A 16,492-nucleotide genomic window follows, 5' to 3' on the forward strand; every position below is an offset into this window, starting at 1 on the left:
GACATCCGAGCCTGGCTCGCCGACTGGAACGACCACCCACAACCATTCGTCTGGACGAAGACAGCCGACGAGATCCTCGACAAAGTCGCCGCCTACTGCCACCGAATCTCCGACTCAGGTCACTAGGCATCCTTGCCGAACCCGAACCCGGGCTGTTCACCCACGCCAAGCCGACACCGGTCGCTCCAGAGCCACTTCAACTGAAGTCCGACAGACTCCTATATAACACCTCCTCTGCGAAGTTGGACGATCCCGGTTGGCTTTGCCCTCGCGCGTTGCGTATCCCCTATCCGGTGCAGGCGGCACCGAGTCGGCTTCCTTGAGCCGTAGGCAGGTGGGGCCTCCGTCCAAAGGCCCCACTTGCTCGGCGCACCGTGCGGTCCCGAGTCACCGTCGGAACGGCGAGCACGGCATCGAACGCCTCAGGGACCGAGGTGCTCAGATGGGAGCTCTGGAAACGGATTCCGTTGAGCAGTGGTGCTCCCTGGGCGTCGCGTGGTGTGTGACGCGGGTCGGTCAAGGTGATCCGGTCGGCGAATCCGGCGTCAGTAAGCGCGGCCTCGATACTTCCGGGCGTTCCCCGCCCGGAACATGTAGTCGATGTGGCAGGCCGCTTCCACCTGGCGCTCGACGATGTCGAAGCGGGTCTGGCTGCTACGGGAGACGTAGAGCAGTTGGACGGCACACAGCCCCAGCAAGAGCCGTGCCAGGGTGACGGTCAGCTCGTTCTGCTCGGCGGTCTCCAGGCCGGCCCACGCGGGCGCGGCCGTAGCGCCGGGACCACAGCCCTTGAGGAACCGATCACTGATTTCCAAGACCGCATCGACGAGAGGGAGCGCGTCGGGCTCGACCTCGCGTAGGTAGACGGCCACCGGCTCCAGGGCAGGCCGGAACGCTCCGTCGGCCTCGGGGAGGTCGAGGCCGGCGAAGCGCAAGGCGTGCCCGCTGGTGCGGTTGTGGTCGCGTAACCAGTGCATGAGATCTGCGGCGCCCCACTCGGCGGCGGCCCGGCTCACTTTCGCCAGATCACTGCCGTCTCCCTCGCCCTGCAGCCAGCGGTCGAGCAGGAAGACTTCGCTGAAGCCAAACTCCACGGAGGGCACCTTCGCCGACGGCGACAATCCGCGCATCGCCGACGATCTCCCGGAGCACTTCGAGGGGCTGCTGCGGATCAAGGGTGGTCAGGGTGGTGGAGTGCTCGCGGAACCAATCGGCGAGCACGGTACGGGAAGAAGGCTGAACAGGCACTGGCAGAGCTCATTTCCCAGCTCGGAGGTTCAGGACACAGTCGCTCGTTCGCCCGCGGGCGAACGAGCGACGCGACGACGCGCAGGCGCAACCGGCGCCGGGCCACTGGGTCAACGGCGTGTCGTGTCCGGCGATGAACCTCGTCAGAGAAACTTGCTGCAGACTGCCATGTTCGGAAACCTAGCACCGGGTGTCGTACCCGGCACACGAGTATTCCGGCGCTTGCTCGCGAGGCACGGCGTTCACGGAGGGCCTATGCGAGCTGGTGCCCGTTACCGAGGCTGATTTTGAGCCGGGCCCTCTGACTGTTACATGCGGATCTACGGGCACGGTTGAGGGAACAGTCCGACTCAGACTTGGTGGGAGTGGCCCCCCGGCCAGTCGAGTTGCCCCTTCCATCAAGCCGCATAACGCCCTCTTACCAGTTGGTGCGGGATAGTGGGTGAGGCTTGTCTGGCCTGGTCGTAGCCTGTTTTGAGGCGGCGACGGTGCGGTCGGAGACGAGGCCGGCGATGGCTCAGTAGGCGTCGGGCAGGCGGTCGCGTCGGTGGTCCGGCGGGCCAGTTGCTTCCAGCGTTTGTGATCTGCCAGGGCGTGTTCGACGGTGATGCGGTCGGACGAGTGGTCGTGTCGGTCGTGTTCCCACTGTTCGACTCTCCCGGGCAGTGCCCCGGGGCGCGGCTTTCGCGGCGGGGTGATGGCCTGGCCGGGGTGGTCGCGGCTCAGGCCCAGGTAGCCGTCGCCCAGGAGGACCTCGACGTCGGGAAGTGCTGGAAGCAGATGGCAATGCCTTCGTTGCGGGCCGCTGTGACGTCATGCATACGCCCAGGTCGCAGAGCATCGGTCCATAATGTGCGGCCCCGCCAGTCCGCTATGACGGTGGCCTTCATGGTGTTCTGCTTCTTCTTGCCCGACACGAACGCTCGCCGCGGCCACCTGGTGGCCGGCGGACCTGGATCTCGGTGGCATCCAGCCGCAGCTCGACGCCTTCGGCCTGGGCGTAGGCGAACACATCCGCAAGGGTTCGAAGGCGCAGGCCGGGCCGGTTGGGGACCACGCACCCCCGCCTCGCCAGGAGCATACGTGTCTCTCCAATCGCGCGGGTAATGGTGGAGCGGTCGACGCGAACAGCAGCCCGAGAACCGAGTGCGGCAGGTTGTGCCGCAAGTGGATCAGCATGGCCACCAGCCGGTGCCGGCCCCCGCCTCGTACAGCATGCCGACGGCCTTCAAGGCCGGCCTCCCACGGCGCCGCCAACTCCTCGATCAGACAGGCGAGATGACGCCAAGAGATCCCAATGAACAGCCGATGCACCAGCACCGCCCGATCGACCATGATCGCCACACCCGGATCATGCCACCGCCCAGGCGCGGCACCTCACCCGCTATCACGCACCAACTCGTTAGGCGGCTGTGGTCGTCGACGGCCGATGGGATGGGGTCAAAGTCGGTGGTCAGCGGCAGCCGGAGCGCAGCATTGCCAATTTAGATGCAGGTGAGGCAACCTTTTGCCTAGCGTCAGGATGGCTCGCCTTCTAACGCAGCGAGCGTCCTTGACGGCTATGCGGCCCGTGCTCCAGCATCCGGTCGAACCCCGCGATGCCTCAATAGCGCCCGCTGAACACCAAAGCTCACCCCACTGCGGGACACGGGCGAGGGAGCGGTGACTTCAGCGAAGGCACGCCGCAGGACCACCCCAGGCGTGGCCGACAAGTGGGCATGAACGGCGGGGCTGACCCTCGCGTACCTGGATAAGGTTCAGCCCTCCTCCACCATCCCCAGGGACGCCGCACGTGCATGGCCATCAGGAATATCACAACGGTCGCGACATACCCACGGCCCGCTGTCAACACAGCACGATGGCAAGGCTCGAAACCTGGACACCGAAGCGAGTGTCGGCATGAACCGATGGCGGCCGCCCCATGCAGAACGTGAGACAAATCGTGCCGCCTTCGCGTCGCCCACCTCGCTCGCCCCAGCCGGGGCCAACCGTCACCTAAGCTGCCGCGGGCCAGTCGATGTCCGGGCCGTTGCCGGCAGCCACGTGGGAGTGACCCATCGAGGCAGGCCAGTCGATGGACAGCGAGGGAACGCTGCTGGAGACTCCCAGCACTAAAGCGCAAAGCGCGGCAAGGCAAGCGGAACGCGTGAGCTTTGGCATGATCATCCTCACAGGCGAAACGTGGAACCCGAGGGCGATGCACCCTCGGTAACGGCAAACCTATCGCTTGGCACATCGCCTGGCAACATATTGCCAAACGATGTGCCAAGCGATCGCGCTCCTGCGTCAAGCCGAGAGAATGCTTCCCGCTACAGTTCGTGGCACGTGATTGCCAACAGGTGTTCCTGCGCCATACACTCAGTCTTGTGGCGATCGTCAAAACGTTGGCGATTGCCAGTCAAATGATCACTGGATCAGTCGGGGTCCTTCGCCTCCGCGGCGTTCCGGACCGCTGGGGAGAGATGCCGCAACATCGCCACCTAGCGAACCAGAGCGACCGCCAGCAGAAGTACACCCGTCCGGACAACTCTGCTGGGAATTTCATGGTGGAACAGCCCCACTTCGGCCGTCGGCTCAAAGAACTTAGGACAGGGCGAGGCCTGTCCCAGGCTGCCCTCGCGGGGGACGGCATGTCCACCGGTTACCTGTCCCGTCTCGAGTCCGGGGCCCGGCAGCCTACGGAAAAGATCATCAAGTACATGGCCGAGCGCCTCGGCGTAGATCGGTCCGTGTTCGACGAACCAACCCGGAACTCCCTCGCGCAGGCACTGACCATCGCCGCCTCCGCCGGTAGCAGAGAGTCCATTGAGGACCTCATCACCGTTCTCAGCACCGTGCACAACGAGGATCCATCGCTGCGGTGGCAAGCGCTGTGGCTAGTCGCCCAGTACCGACGCATGCACGGCGAGCGCGTCGAGGAACAAGACTGCCTCGAAGAACTGGTGACCATCGCTGATGAGTTGGAGCTTCCGGAGCTACAGTGCCGGGCACGCACCCAGCTCGCTCGGTGCCTCCGCTCCTCTGGCGAGATCACCAAGGCAATCAAGGTGGCCATGCGGGCATATCAGTCAGCCCGGGAAGCGAAGTTGCCCACGCACGACCTGGGGCCGGCATTGCTGGCCTTGGTCTCTGTGGAGGCTGAAGCTGGCCGACTGCCCGATGCCAGCGGGCATGCCGACGAGTTGGTCACCCTGGTAGACGGTCAGTCCGACACTCTGCGAGCTGAGGCCCTCTGGGCCGCCGCAACGGTACGCATTCGGCAAGGCGACTACGTGGGCGCTGAGCAGTGCTTGGAAGAAGCCTTGAAGAGTCTCAGCAGCCGCACCGACCTGGTTTTGTGGGTGCGGCTACGACTTGCCGCTGCGTCACTGTACCTCCAGTCGCGTCCGCCTCGTACCGAGAACGCCCGCCACTATCTCGAACAGGTAGCGTCGCCCGTGGCGCTCGTCGGTACCACGGTGCTACGGCAGGAGCTAACCACTCTCCAGGCTCATCTGGCCTTCCATGAGGGCAGGTTCAGCGACGCACGAGCAAGGTGTGCGGAGCTGGGTCAGGAAGGGGATCTGCTGCTGACTTACCGGGACCAGATCCGGCTGAACATCCTCCAAAGTCAGCTGGCGATCCTCGATGGTCGCGCAAGCGAGGGGGTTGAGCGGCTCAGGCAACTGGGTGACGAGGCCCAACAGGCATCGAGCATCGACCTGGCTGCCGAGGCGTGGCGCATTTTGGCTGAACACCTCGCGGAGAGCAAGTTTCCGAGAGGTGCTGCTGACGCTTGAGTGTGGACACCGGCTGGCGAGCAGAAGCCGGTTTGATGACCGCCTCCCGGGCACTCGGCCCGCACATCCCGCGCCGTGTGGCTTCCCGCCCCACGTGTTCTGTGCTCCCTGCCTTGAGAGACCTCACTGGACACCGAAGGTCAGAACATCTCCGGGTTGGCAGTGGAGTTCGCGGCAGACGGCACTCAGGGTGTTGAAGCGGATGGCCTTGGCTCGGTCGTTCTTCAGGACCGAGAGATTCGCGACCGTCAGTCCAATACGTTCAGCAAGCTCAGCCAGGGTCATGTCTCGGTCGGCCAGCAGCCGACCGAGGTGGCAATCGATCTTGTGCTGGTTCTCAGGGAGCATCAGACCAGGCCCTCCGCGTCATCTCCCGTATAAGCGCTTGATCGCCGTCTTCCGGCCCTTGGCCCCCCGGCAGTCGCGCTGATACCGCCTCCCCTCGCAGTGCGGACCTCCTGTGCGGTGTTGAGCTCGGCCCTGTGCACGGACCGACAAATCGTGGCAGGAATGTTCAAAATCACCCTTTTGTCCACCTTCATGTTCACTGACTGCTGGTCGAGGCTAGGGGAATGTTCTACGCTTTCCAAGGCCGCACTTTTCCAGGTAAATCCGGCCCCTATAAAAACCGTCCAGGAGTGCGTACAGTCGAGAGGAGGCAGTGCACTGTGGATCCTGAAGCGATGCGCCAGATGCTCAGCGAGCGGAGGGCATTAATCACCCCCGAAAGTGTCGACATCACTCGAGGTGACCCAAGGGGTAGAAAGTCGCCAGGCCTCTCTCAGGCACACATGGATCAGCTGACCAACCGCTCTCCCGGCACCTACGGGAAGCTGGAGCGAGGAGCCCTGGACAACCCATCTCCGGAGTACCTTTATTCCATTGCGACCATTCTTAAGCTCACCGAGCAAGAATGGAATTCATTTTACGGATACGCTCGAGGGGAACAGCCACCCTTTCTGCTTTCCAGGGAATCCCAAGCACCAGTACTACACTTCTGGATGGAGGTCGTAGAGGGATTTAAATCCATGGCATACGTCTGCGATTACGCCGGGAACATCCTCGCATATAACGAACCTCTCGCAAGGATGTTCCCAAACCAGCGAGTGCCAGTAAATAGCTTATGGTGGATACTATTCAGCGATGACGCCCGCAACAAGGTGCTGATGGACTGGGAGAACTCCTGGGCCCCAGTGGTAGTACCTCAAGTTCGCGCTGCCGCAGCCCAGCACCGGGATAACCCGACGCTGCTGCATCTGAAGGAGCGCTGCCTGACTGACCCGCGTACACGGGGTCTATACAGGGGCGTTCCCGCCGGCTACACCCATCCTGACGGTGACGAGCAGCCACTGTTTCATGCCGAGTTGGGGCCTGGCTGGGTCACTATGTGCGTGAGCGCACCGCTGAGTTCGCCGGAAATGCGCCTATTCCTACTGATGTTTCGCAGGAATGACGAACCCCGGCCAAAGAAGCCAATCCTTCGACCTCGAATCCATCGGAATCTTGCCGAATTCCGCGAAGGGCTGAAGGTTTAAGTATTGACTTATCGCCAGCCTGCTCACCATTCATCCTTTCATCCTTCCCAAATCCTGCCTTCGATCAAAGGCGGGGCGCGAGCATCGCGTACGGTACTGGATCCATGCACATGGACCCTCGATACTCCACCTTCGAAATTCCAACTAGCGCAAGCGTCAGGATAGAAATGATCCACTACGACACAATCAAAATCGCCGAAGATAAGTACCATGTCACCATGACGAAAGGCCAGAACCTTCCTCTCTCGATATCCGAGCACTCGAACTTCAGAGATGCGCAAGAAGACGCGGGTGCCCGCAATTCCTCTCCTGGCATTTCTCGCTCTTGTACAGAAACCCTAACTACTCACGCGGAAGGAGCTTTCGGCGAGACTTTCGTCGAATTACAAATCGAAGCCGACGACCTACGGGGCTACATCGACAAATACCGCTCCGCATTCAACTTCCACGAAATGATGCTCCCGGGGAGCACAACAATTGATACCAGAAATTATCACGTTCAAGCGGCGGAGGATTGCGCAGAAAAGCTCCGATGGCACGAGCAGCGCCTCGTTGCACTGGAGGGAGTTATCGACAGCCTCAAACAGAGGGAATAGAGGTCAAGCAAGAAACCGACAGTGTCCGTTCCGCGCGAGCGGCCAGCGTTAAGTTAACGCTTCTCGTCTTGGCCTGATAGCTCCTTAACGCAACGCTGACAGCTGTTTCCTTCGGGCGGATGCGTCGGTTGCTTGGGTATGGGTAAGCGGAACCCTCAACCATGGCCGGTTGACGATGAGTTGTGGTTGAGAATCGAGCCGTTGCTGCCCTCGTCCCCAGTTTTCATCAGCGGCGGCTGAGCCAGAAGAAGGTGCTGGAGGACCGAAAGGTGCTGTGCCGCGTCATCTTGTTCGTCCTCCACACCGGAATCCCGTGGGAACAGCCGCCCGGTAAGCTCGGGTTCGGCACGAGGGTGACCTGCTGGCGGTAGCTGCGGGACCCAGAACGTCGCCGGGGGCGGTAGTGGCTACACGAGGTGCAGCTAGGCGAGTTGCGGCAACTCGTCCTGTATCAGGCTCCTCCCCTCGTTTAGGACACCTTTACAGCGCTGGCAGGCTTGGCATCACTGATCGAGCGATGGGCTCGGGATACCTTGGCCCTGCAACTGGGCGGTGGTGCCGCTGCGTGTTGGTGTGCGCAGTCGATTTGAGGGAGTGACAGCGGGTGGGGGCGGAGTCGTTCTCCGTGGATATAGAGGCGCTCAAGAACGCCGGGGTGGGGGCGGCGGATCTGATGGCGCTGTTGGAGAGTCACAGTGTCGAGGACATCGAGTGTGACGCGGATGCCGTGGGGCATGAAGGTCTGAGCGCAGCACTGGCCGGCTTCTGCGAGCGGTGGCAGGTAGGGGTGAAGAACCTGACGAAGGACGGTCGGGGGCTCTCGCGCAATTTGATCGACACAGCAGGCGCCTATCTGGAGGTCGACCACCAGGTCGCCGCAAACCTGGCACATATCACCCAGCTCGCCCGTGGTGGTGTGCATGGCTGAGCTGGGGGAAAGTCGGAACCCGAAGGACTTGGTGCCAGGCGATGTGAAGGCCGTGCAGGCCACGGCTCGCCTCCTGACCCAGTTCGGGCAGACCTTGTCCCGGGTCGGTTCGGGACTGCGAAACCTGGACCACGATGGCTGGAAAGGGAAAGCGGCGGACGCCTTCCACGATTTTTACGATGAGGAACCGAAACGCTGGATCACCTGTGGTGACGCCTTCCACGACGCCGCGCAGGCCCTGAACTCCTACAGCAACACTCTGACATGGGCGCAGGAGCAGGCGCGCGAAGCCATCGCGCTGTGGGAGCAGGGTGAGAGGCAGACGCAACAAGCGAAGGCGGCTTACGAGCGAGCCGCCGAGCAAGCCCAACAGCAGAACGGCGTGGGCGGAGCTTCTGCCCTTGCCCCGTTCTCGGACCCGGGCGAGGCAACTCGGGAGCAGGCTCGGTCCTTATTGGCCCGGGCCCGCGGCCAGGTGCAGGCAGAGGGAAATCGCAGCGCCGGGGCGGTGACCAAGGCCCAGGAGGCGGCGCCACCGAAACCAACACTGTGGGACAAAGCCGTCGATGCGGTGGAAACGGGGCTGGACTCTCTCGCGGGCGGGATACGTCACGGTGCGGCCAGTGCGCTGCGCGGAGCCGGGCACGTGGAGAACATGGCCCTGCAGGGCGCCGGCACGTTGCTTGGAGAGGAGATCAAGGCCGGCGGAAAGATTGCAGGCGGAGCTCTGCACGCCGGCGCAACCGTACTGTCGGGCCTGGGATTCCGCGACGGTTCACGCGACCTGGAAACCACAGGCGAAGAGGTGGAAACCTCTACCGAAGGCGCCGGCGATGATGTCGAACACCGCACGGAGGAGGCGGGAAGAGACGTCGAAGACAGGGCGGATCGCGAGGCGACCGATATCGAGGACGGCGGCAGCCACGGTGGTGGCGGTGGCGGTAGAGACGTTGGCGGCCGTGGGCACTACGTCATCATCGACAAGGTGAAGTACCCCGAGACCGCCCAGCACGTCGACGAGGCCCAATCCGGAATCTCCTGGCGCGGAGACGAACGGCGCGAGCAACAGCAGCCCGCGGATCTGACGATCGACCGTGACGGCGCCCGCGACAATCGCAAGGCGTCCTTGAGCGGGATACCGACACGAGGCGCTGAGAAACTAGACCGCGACGAGTACCCGCCGGCGATGTTCAAAGAAGGCGGCTTCGGCGCCTCAGTGAAGTACATAGATCGGAGCGACAACCGTGGGGCCGGCAGCTCGATGAAGAACCAGCTCAGTGGCCTCGACAACGGCGAACACGTGACGGTGATAACTGCATGACCACGCCCTTCGATCCCCAGTACCTCGATACGTTCATCGCACGAGCCCGCTACCCCCTGGGGCCACCCGTCACCGTGGAACTGGACCGCTCCGACGGGGCCTACGGTGAGTTGGCTGCGCTCTTGACGCGCCACAACGGCCTCACCGCCTTCAACGCCGGCCTGCAGGTGTTCCGGGCTGGTACCGAGGGCCTGGGTCCGGACCTGCAGACCTGGAACGATCCGCAGACCTGGAAGCACACCTACGAGGGCCTGGCCGATGGTTTGCTGTGCTTCGCTCAAGACCTCTTCGGTACCCAGTTCGCCCTCGACAACGAGGGACACGTGGTGCGCTTCGACCCGGAAACCGCCGAAAGCACCATCCTCGGCGACAGCCTGGAACAGTGGGCGCAGTGGCTCCTGGCCGACCCCGACGTGAACGGCACCCACGCCTTCGCCACCAGTTGGCAGGACCACCACGGCCCTCTCTCACACGACCAGCGCCTGATCCCTCTGCGCTTCTTCACCCTCGGTGGTACTTACGAGGACGACAACCTTGCCGTCAAAGAGGCCGCACAGTGCATGCGCATCCGCGGCCCCCTTGCCCAGACCCTGCACGCGCTGCCCGACGGAGCCCACTTCCAGATGACTGCCACCCCGCCCCCCAGCGACCCCGACCTGCTCTCCCACCATGAACTCGAGGTCTTCGCCGATTACTCCACCCTGCTGATCCAGGACGACGACGCACGCCTGGGCGAACCCGAACCGGCCTGGTTCGACACACTGGCTGAGAACTGGATCAACACCGCCCCCGGCGTTGTCGGGGTCGGAGCCGGCCGCCCCTTCGACGTTCCCGTCACCGTAGACGTGCGCCACACGCCCCCGGCCGACGACGACAAGGAACTTCAGCAGGCCGATCACGTCACCCAGGCCAGCCTCACGCTCCCCTCCGGACGTCTCCTGATCTCCATGCAGGACTTCGACGACGAACTCCCCCGCATCCCCCTCACCCCCGGCACCTACGCCGTGCGCGTCTACTCCCACGACCTGCACGCCATCTCCGAAGACGGACTGGAAGGCGAGGACCACTACCACGTAGTGCTCTGGCTCACCGACGAAGAACACCCCGCCCAGGTCCTCAAGCGCTACCCCGAGCCCCTGCCCGGCGGCTGATACCCACCCCGGCCTGTCGAGGGCACAGGAGCACAGTCACAACCTACCGGTGTTGGTGCTCATCAGCGCAAGACGCTGGAGATTCCGTCACCCGGGAACCGCGTACCCACAGGCTTCCTTACCGCACGTATAGCCGTAACAGCTGCCGGATGCCCGCCCGACCGCCGTCGGCGCCCAGCCGGCCCCCGGGTCATCCACGGTGGGCGGCCGGTTGTCCACGGACCAGCCGCGGACAGGAATCAGCGAAGCGGACACCGGCCTGGAACGATGGCCAACGCACCGCGTGAGTACGCCCTCTCGGTGGCATGAGTAGCTGTACCGATGCGTCATCCCTCGAAGAGCGGTTTGGCTTCATGCCATGAACGCAAACTCGGGCAGGTCGAAGCGCGACCCGCAGTGGTGGCTGCCTCCGCTGCTCGGCGCTTCCGCGCTTGTCCCGCTCTTTTTCGTTGGCTTCTTCCTCTACAGCTTCAGCATGATGTACACCGACTCGTGCGGGCCCGACCGTTGCCCCGTGACCGTGACCGTGCCGCTTACCGCAGCACCTGTTCTCTACGGCGCCGGAACGGTGCTCGTACTGCTCTCAGCGCTGCTGCCGTGGTGGCCCGTCATGCGTACGGCCCGCATCACACTGGCAGTCACTGGAGTCGCATCGGCCGCAGTCGTGATACCCGTACTGCTCACGACCCACCGCTGAAACTGCACCATCAACGGAGGGCGCACCGGCACGCAGCCGGCTGTCCGATGGGCTGGAGCCAGCAGGCGACCCCTTTCTATGGCGGGCGGAGGAACGGGAGAGCCAAGCGGCCGAGCAGCAGGCGTGGTTCAAGGAGATGGCGGCACGTAGGCTGGCCGACATCGACCGGACGAGCGCCGCCGCTCGCCAGGTCTGCTGCCACTTCAGCCACGTGTCCTGCTGGCTCGGGTCCCGACCTGGCGTCATGCAGCCACCCGGCATCACTCCAGTGCCAGCGCCCCGGAATGCTATGCCCCGAGATCCTGCAGCGCTTGTGATCCTGGCCTGCCGGCCAGGCCCGAACTCCACCGTGTACATCTGAAGTTCAGAGCAGTACTTCTCCTCTCTCCAGGTCGTCCCGCCCCTGCGCCACGGCCATTGAGGTAGTCGGCCAGAGCGCGGCGCTGTTCTTCCTCGCCCGCGAACTGCCGGGAGTCGCAGAGGCTGACCGGTGAGATCCGTATCGCCATCGCCTGCTGGTGATTGACCAGACCGCCGCATCACGGTTCCGCAACTCAGCTGAGCATCCGGGTAGTCCGCCCTGCCCCATGAACGCGGACGCTCTCGGGAAGCAGTAACTCCGCTCCGCTCAGGGCAAGTCGCTCGCCAGAGCACAGATCAGGGCCAGGTGTAGGACGCCACGGTCTACAGCTTCTTGGGTCCTGCAGCCAACTCCCAGTGCTCTCCTGTGCCCAGTGCATTCCGCGAACGAGGCTCCGGCGCATAGTGACCGCTACACGCTAGCGCAAATGGGTCCCAGCCTGAGCGTCACGGGGCGGCCTGACCGTCCGGGTGATCCTCGATCCAGGACAATCCGCCCAAGTCGAGGTGGTGGCGGGCGCGGGTGACGGCTACGTAGGCCAAGCGTGCTTCGCCGTCGTCAATGGGGCCGGGAAGGGGCCGGCCGGTCTCGCCGTGCTCTTCACTGTCCTCGGGTGGGGTGAAGTCGTCGGCGATGCGGACGCTGGGCCATTCTCGGCCTTTGGCCTTGTGGGCGGTGGAGACGGTCACTTCGGCCTGGCCCTCGGGGAGGATGCGGGAGATAGCGGTGAGGAGGGCGTCAGTGCCGTGGGTGTCGACGAGGTCCACCAGAGGCTGGAGGTCGCGGCCGGCTGCGTCGTGGGTGGCGTAGTCCTGCACCTCGCCCCAGCAGGTGAACAGCACAAGTTCCGGGTGTGCGGTGCGACGGCCTTCCTTGAGATTGCGGGCGGCAAGCGCCAGGGCCTGCAGGCTTTCTCCTCCCCCGACCAGGGCGACTCGGACTCCGGTGGCCAGCAGGTCCATGACGGTGGCCATGGCGCCGACGTTGGTGCGGCACAGCACCGCATCCGCGCGGTCCGCTGGCCCTACTTGCGTGGGTACCGTCTCGGTGCCGCTCAGGCGGATCGGAGCGTCGGCGATGGCCAGCCACCTGTTCGCTTCAGCTGCCAGGCGGGGGCCGAAGCGGAAGGACTGGGACAGGGCCAGGGCGGTGCCTTCGAAGCCGGTCATGACGTCGCGGGCGCCGCGCCAGTGGTAGATGGCCTGGGCGGAGTCGCCGACCATTACCAGCTGGGCGTGGTCGCGTTGGGCGGTGAAGATCTGCTCGACGACGGGGTTGGTGTCCTGGGCCTCGTCCAGGAGCAGGAATTCTGCGGTGGTCTGGGGGTGCGTGAGGGCCCAGATCTTGAGGTAGTGGTCATGGTCGAAGCGGACCACGCCGTCATCGGGGTGTTGCAGGTCGGCCCATGCCTTGCGGGCGAAGGGCACGACGGTCTCGGCGAGCTGGGCGTGGAGGGCGTCGTCTTCGAGTCCGCGCAGGCGGGGCACGTGGTGACGGCTGAGGTGGTCGTCGGCGGAGTGGCAGAAGCGGGTGACGGTGCGCAGGGTGGTGTTCGACAAGGTGCGGGTGCTGATGTCGTGGTCGCCGATGCGCAGGGGTTTGGTGATGCCGAGGGCTTGTCCGGTGCGCCAGCTGGGTTGGCGAGGGCCGCCCAGGCGGCGGGCGAAGCGGTGGCCGAGGGCAGCGTAGGCCATGGCGTGGGCGGTCTTGCAGGTGACGGTGGTAGGGAAGCGGGTGGCGGCGTCTTGGGCGATGGCGCGGTTATAGGCGAGGTAGCGGCCGCGGCGTTTGGTGGCGTGGGCAAGGAGGGCCAGGGTGGTGGTTTTGCCGGTGCCGGCGCCAGCTTGGAGGACCAGGTGGTCTCCAGTGTGGAAGTGGTCTGCGGCGGCGGTTTGCTCGTCGGTGGGATTGAGCACGTGGGTTCCGTCTGGTCGATGGTGGGTGCGGGCGTGGGGGCTCACGTGGTGCTATCGGTTGGCTGCTGAACGGCGGCGTCGGGTGGCCGTAGGCAGGCGGGTGTGGATGTGGGTGTGGTGCAGGAGGGGGTCGAAAAGTTCCCATTCGGCCAGCGCCAGGTCTGATGCCTGTGAGGGGGCGGCGTGGAGGGGGCAGCGTTGGGCGCGCCAGCGCAGCTGTTCTGGGGAGGGCAGGTGGTTGAGGTTGTAGATGGCCATCTGTGATGTGGGAAGGGCAAGTTGCCCGCAGGGCGGTGTCGCGGGTGTGAGTGTCCAGGTTCCCGCTGGTGCTTGTGGGGAGAGGACATGGTGGGTGCATCGGCGGCGTTGGCGGGTCTGGGCGACGCACTGGATGTTGTCGAGGGGGGTGGGGGCGAGGTAGCGGCAGTAGAGCAGTTGCACTACCGGCCTGGCTGGTCGGCAGGCGGTTGGCTGTGTTGGGGTGATGGGTTGGGTGGGTTGTGGGGTGAAGGCGCCGGTGTCGATGAGGTGGCGGGTGCGTAGGGCCAGGCGGCGGCGTAGTTCGGTGAGCTTCGGGGTGAGGGGCTCGTTTGTGGGGTGGGTGGGGCAGAGGGGGGTGTGGGGGATGCGGCACCAGGGGGTGCTGTCGTGTGCGGGGTGTGCGATGCCGGAGCTGATGTGCCAGCGGTGTTGCGCGGGGACGGCGGAGGCGGTGACTTCGTGGGGGTGGAGGCTGATGGTCTGTTGGTTGGTGCGGGTGTACCAGTCGATGTGGTTGCCGCAGTGGCGGCAGGTGCTGGTTTGGGCAGCGCGTAGGAGCCGGGTGGGGCTGTGGGGGTCGACGCGGAGGGCGCGTTGGGGGTGGTGGGGGCGGAGGGGGCTTCCGTCCCATCGGCGTCGGGTGGGGCTGGTGGAGCTCATGGCGTGACGCTGGCAGGCGTTGTGCCGGCGGCGTGGCGACCGTTCCGGTGATGTCGCGCGCCCAGACCAATCTCCACGAAGAGGTGTTCGGTGTCGCGCTCAGGTGTTCGCTGTCGCCGACTGGTTCGGGTGAACCTTCGCCGGTGGCCGAGGAGGTTAGTCGGCGGTTCCGCCGGGGGGTGTGTGGCCATCGCAGAGGGCGCCGAGGAGGTGGTCGATGCTGACGTCGAGTGCGTGGGCGAGGGCGTGCCAGGTTTTGAGGGATCCGATGGTGCGGCCTTGTTCGATCTCGATGAGGGTGCGTCGAGCCAGGCCCGTGCGGCGGGCGAGTTCGTCGTAGGTCCATCCGCGCTCGCCCCGCAGCCGTCCCAGCTCTAGGCGTAGGGCGGTGAGGTTCGGGTCGGGCGGGAAGATCGTCACTCCACCATCCGACGGTGCAGAACCCTGCCCTGTCAGTGCAGACCTCTGCCCTATTTCCGCAGGTGGCGGCCGCGCGAGAAAGGGCAGAGGTCTGCACTACCGTTCCGCCAGCCCTCCCCCACACGGGCAGGGCTGGCGGAACCATCGACGTGGACGAAGAGAAAGGGCTGCGTCCATGAGGCTGTGCACGACCCGACGACTGACGCGGCGCATCTGGACCGTCGAGCTGCGCTCGCAGCACGACGGCCCGGCAATGACGTGCCCGCATTGCCCTGCGGGAGGTAAGCCACTGCGCGTGGGGGAAGCGACGGTGCAGCGTTTGGTGGTGGAGCACCTGGCCGGTCACGCGCAACGTGATGCCCTACCCGCTTATCTGCGCACGTGTCAGTGCCAGGCACGTGGCTGCCGCTGGCACCCGCGGCACCGCGGCTGCACCGGACCGATCGCCCTGGTTCTGACGCGGAGCGGTGGGGGGCGTCTGTGGCGGCTGGCCGATGTCTGCATCGCGTGCGCACAGGCCACTGCGCACAGCGCCGTGGTGCCCGAGGCCGCCGTCCCCGTCGTCGAACGACGCCGCCCACGTGAGGTGAAGCGGCGCGAACAGCGCAGCCATGGATCGCCGTCGCCGAGAGTCCGTATTGGGGAGATGCTCAGCTACCTGGCTGCCGCCTTGCCTCCCGAGGCCGGCGCCGGTGCTCGGCTGCTTGCTCTCCAGTGCGCGCTGCGGGCCAACGGCTCAGGGCGACTGCAGATTCCTGTTGGCCTCCTGCGTGCCATGCGCATGGCGCAGCAGCTTGGCCCGTGGCGAGAGTTGGAGGAGGCGGGATGGCTTACGCCCCTTACCCTCCCCCGCCTGCCGGCTGTGCGCAGTCGGACCTGGGTGCAGTTGCTCGATGCAACCGTGTTGACACAGGTTCCGGGCCGGGCGGACCGCGCCCAAGGCGCGCACGCGGCGCTGCACCTGACCTCTTCTCCGGCGTTGCGTGAACTGTCGGCGTCAGAGCAATTGGCTGGGCTGGCCTTGGCCACGCATTTGTCCCCCGATGGCATGCAAGGGGCCATGGAGGCCGAGCGGCTCGCGCGCGTATGCGCTGTCCCTCCGGATGACCTGGCTGCCGTTTTGGATCGTCTGGTTGCTGCGCGAGCGGCAGGGTCTTGGTCGTATGACCTGGGCTCGGAGGACATCACCTGGAGTCTTGGTCCGGTACTGGTGGACTGGAGTAGACGCACCCTCCCCCGCCACGTCACCGCCTCGTTGTGACACTCGCTCCTGAGCTGCATTGCCTGGACAGCGCGCCCGTTCTCCCGGGAGGTCATCGCGAGCAGTGTCGCGTGCAGCTTTCGTCCCAAGGCAGCTGGCGCACGGCCCGGTTCATGCATCTACCTACGCTCTGCAGGTCTTCTCGCCTGCAGGAGCTTCGAGCCGACTGCGCGCGGCTGGGTTTTTGCACGAGACGAGTGCCTAGAGCCGTCAAGTTCACCCGATCGAGGGGCTCGTACGGACCGCGATTGCCTACGGTATCCCTAATCACATCGTCAGCGAGTCTGCCGTGGAAGTCGTAAAGATTCGAGAATGTGATCGCCTGCGATCGCGGCGCCCGCGAGTTCGATCAAACCCC

Annotated in this window: 13 protein-coding genes and 2 pseudogenes; 9 read left to right on the forward strand and 6 right to left on the reverse strand. The window is 64.9% G+C overall.

Features of this window, described 5'->3' with window-relative positions; all coding sequences use genetic code 11:
- Positions 1–126 (forward strand): annotated as a pseudogene (locus ABD385_RS29070) (IS630 family transposase); the annotation flags it as partial.
- 419 nt (positions 127–545) lie between these two features.
- On the opposite strand, the gene ABD385_RS29075 reads toward ABD385_RS29070, so the two are convergent.
- Together ABD385_RS29075 and ABD385_RS29080 are read right to left on the reverse strand one after the other, a co-directional pair.
- On the reverse strand, positions 546–1,094 hold the full coding sequence (locus tag ABD385_RS29075) for an erythromycin esterase family protein (RefSeq protein WP_344581665.1): 549 nt from the start codon (positions 1,092–1,094) through the stop codon (positions 546–548).
- A 671-nt stretch (positions 1,095–1,765) separates the two neighbouring features.
- Positions 1,766–2,583, reverse strand: a pseudogene (locus ABD385_RS29080) (transposase family protein).
- A 1,031-nt stretch (positions 2,584–3,614) separates the two neighbouring features.
- On the opposite strand from ABD385_RS29080, the gene ABD385_RS29085 reads away from it, so the two are divergent.
- Complete coding sequence (locus tag ABD385_RS29085) at positions 3,615–5,027, forward strand: helix-turn-helix domain-containing protein (protein WP_344581667.1); 1,413 nt, start codon at positions 3,615–3,617, stop codon at positions 5,025–5,027.
- Positions 5,028–5,150: 123 nt separating this feature from the next.
- Here ABD385_RS29085 and ABD385_RS29090 read toward each other — a convergent pair whose 3' ends face one another.
- Entirely contained in the window at positions 5,151–5,375 is a 225-nt protein-coding gene (locus ABD385_RS29090) for a helix-turn-helix domain-containing protein (RefSeq protein WP_344581669.1), read from the reverse strand.
- Positions 5,376–5,719: 344 nt separating this feature from the next.
- Here ABD385_RS29090 and ABD385_RS41385 point away from each other — a divergent pair, with 344 nt between their 5' ends.
- The 6 genes from ABD385_RS41385 (at position 5,720) to ABD385_RS29115 (ending at position 11,255) form a co-directional block, all read left to right on the forward strand.
- The gene (locus ABD385_RS41385) at positions 5,720–6,562 is read left to right on the forward strand and encodes a helix-turn-helix domain-containing protein (protein WP_425585505.1); all 843 of its coding nucleotides are present in this window, start codon (positions 5,720–5,722) and stop codon (positions 6,560–6,562) included.
- Between the two features lie 167 nt (positions 6,563–6,729).
- Entirely contained in the window at positions 6,730–7,158 is a 429-nt protein-coding gene (locus tag ABD385_RS29095; RefSeq protein ID WP_344581671.1) for a hypothetical protein, read from the forward strand.
- Between the two features lie 625 nt (positions 7,159–7,783).
- Positions 7,784–8,086 carry a hypothetical protein gene (locus ABD385_RS29100; RefSeq protein WP_344581672.1) on the forward strand — a complete coding sequence of 101 codons (303 nt, stop codon included), beginning with the start codon at positions 7,784–7,786 and terminating at the stop codon, positions 8,084–8,086.
- Complete coding sequence (locus ABD385_RS29105) at positions 8,079–9,407, forward strand: putative T7SS-secreted protein (protein WP_344581674.1); 1,329 nt, start codon at positions 8,079–8,081, stop codon at positions 9,405–9,407. The genes ABD385_RS29100 and ABD385_RS29105 overlap by 8 nt, the downstream gene beginning before the upstream one ends.
- Complete coding sequence (locus ABD385_RS29110) at positions 9,404–10,558, forward strand: SMI1/KNR4 family protein (protein WP_344581676.1); 1,155 nt, start codon at positions 9,404–9,406, stop codon at positions 10,556–10,558. Before ABD385_RS29105 ends, ABD385_RS29110 begins: the two co-directional genes overlap by 4 nt.
- Before the next feature lie 358 nt (positions 10,559–10,916).
- Positions 10,917–11,255, forward strand: a complete 339-nt coding sequence (locus tag ABD385_RS29115) for a hypothetical protein (protein WP_344581678.1) — start codon at positions 10,917–10,919, stop codon at positions 11,253–11,255.
- 807 nt (positions 11,256–12,062) lie between these two features.
- Here ABD385_RS29115 and ABD385_RS29120 read toward each other — a convergent pair.
- The 3 genes from ABD385_RS29120 to ABD385_RS29130 form a co-directional block, all read right to left on the reverse strand.
- On the reverse strand, positions 12,063–13,532 hold the full coding sequence (locus tag ABD385_RS29120) for a UvrD-helicase domain-containing protein (RefSeq protein ID WP_344581680.1): 1,470 nt from the start codon (positions 13,530–13,532) through the stop codon (positions 12,063–12,065).
- Positions 13,533–13,583: 51 nt separating this feature from the next.
- Positions 13,584–14,453, reverse strand: coding sequence for a DUF6083 domain-containing protein (locus ABD385_RS29125; protein ID WP_344581682.1), 870 nt, complete (start codon positions 14,451–14,453; stop codon positions 13,584–13,586).
- Between the two features lie 156 nt (positions 14,454–14,609).
- Complete coding sequence (locus tag ABD385_RS29130; protein ID WP_344581684.1) at positions 14,610–14,873, reverse strand: helix-turn-helix transcriptional regulator; 264 nt, start codon at positions 14,871–14,873, stop codon at positions 14,610–14,612.
- A 646-nt stretch (positions 14,874–15,519) separates the two neighbouring features.
- Between ABD385_RS29130 and ABD385_RS29135 the strand changes: the two genes are divergently transcribed.
- Entirely contained in the window at positions 15,520–16,134 is a 615-nt protein-coding gene (locus ABD385_RS29135) for a hypothetical protein (RefSeq protein WP_344581686.1), read from the forward strand.
- The last annotated feature ends 358 nt before the right edge of the window (positions 16,135–16,492 follow it).

The organism is Streptomyces lunalinharesii, from assembly GCF_039532155.1.
GTDB lineage: Bacteria > Actinomycetota > Actinomycetes > Streptomycetales > Streptomycetaceae > Streptomyces > Streptomyces lunalinharesii.

What these genes read in the sequence shown, in the direction of transcription:
- ABD385_RS29090 (WP_344581669.1), bottom strand. Translation starts at nt 5,375, where the DNA reads ATGCTCCCTGAGAACCAGCACAAGATCGATTGCCACCTCGGTCGGCTG.
- ABD385_RS41385 (WP_425585505.1), top strand. Translation starts at nt 5,720, where the DNA reads ATGCTCAGCGAGCGGAGGGCATTAATCACCCCCGAAAGTGTCGACATC.
- ABD385_RS29095 (WP_344581671.1), top strand. Translation starts at nt 6,730, where the DNA reads ATGATCCACTACGACACAATCAAAATCGCCGAAGATAAGTACCATGTC.
- ABD385_RS29105 (WP_344581674.1), top strand. Translation starts at nt 8,079, where the DNA reads ATGGCTGAGCTGGGGGAAAGTCGGAACCCGAAGGACTTGGTGCCAGGC.
- ABD385_RS29110 (WP_344581676.1), top strand. Translation starts at nt 9,404, where the DNA reads ATGACCACGCCCTTCGATCCCCAGTACCTCGATACGTTCATCGCACGA.
- ABD385_RS29115 (WP_344581678.1), top strand. Translation starts at nt 10,917, where the DNA reads ATGAACGCAAACTCGGGCAGGTCGAAGCGCGACCCGCAGTGGTGGCTG.
- ABD385_RS29125 (WP_344581682.1), bottom strand. Translation starts at nt 14,453, where the DNA reads ATGAGCTCCACCAGCCCCACCCGACGCCGATGGGACGGAAGCCCCCTC.
- ABD385_RS29135 (WP_344581686.1), top strand. Translation starts at nt 15,520, where the DNA reads ATGCTCAGCTACCTGGCTGCCGCCTTGCCTCCCGAGGCCGGCGCCGGT.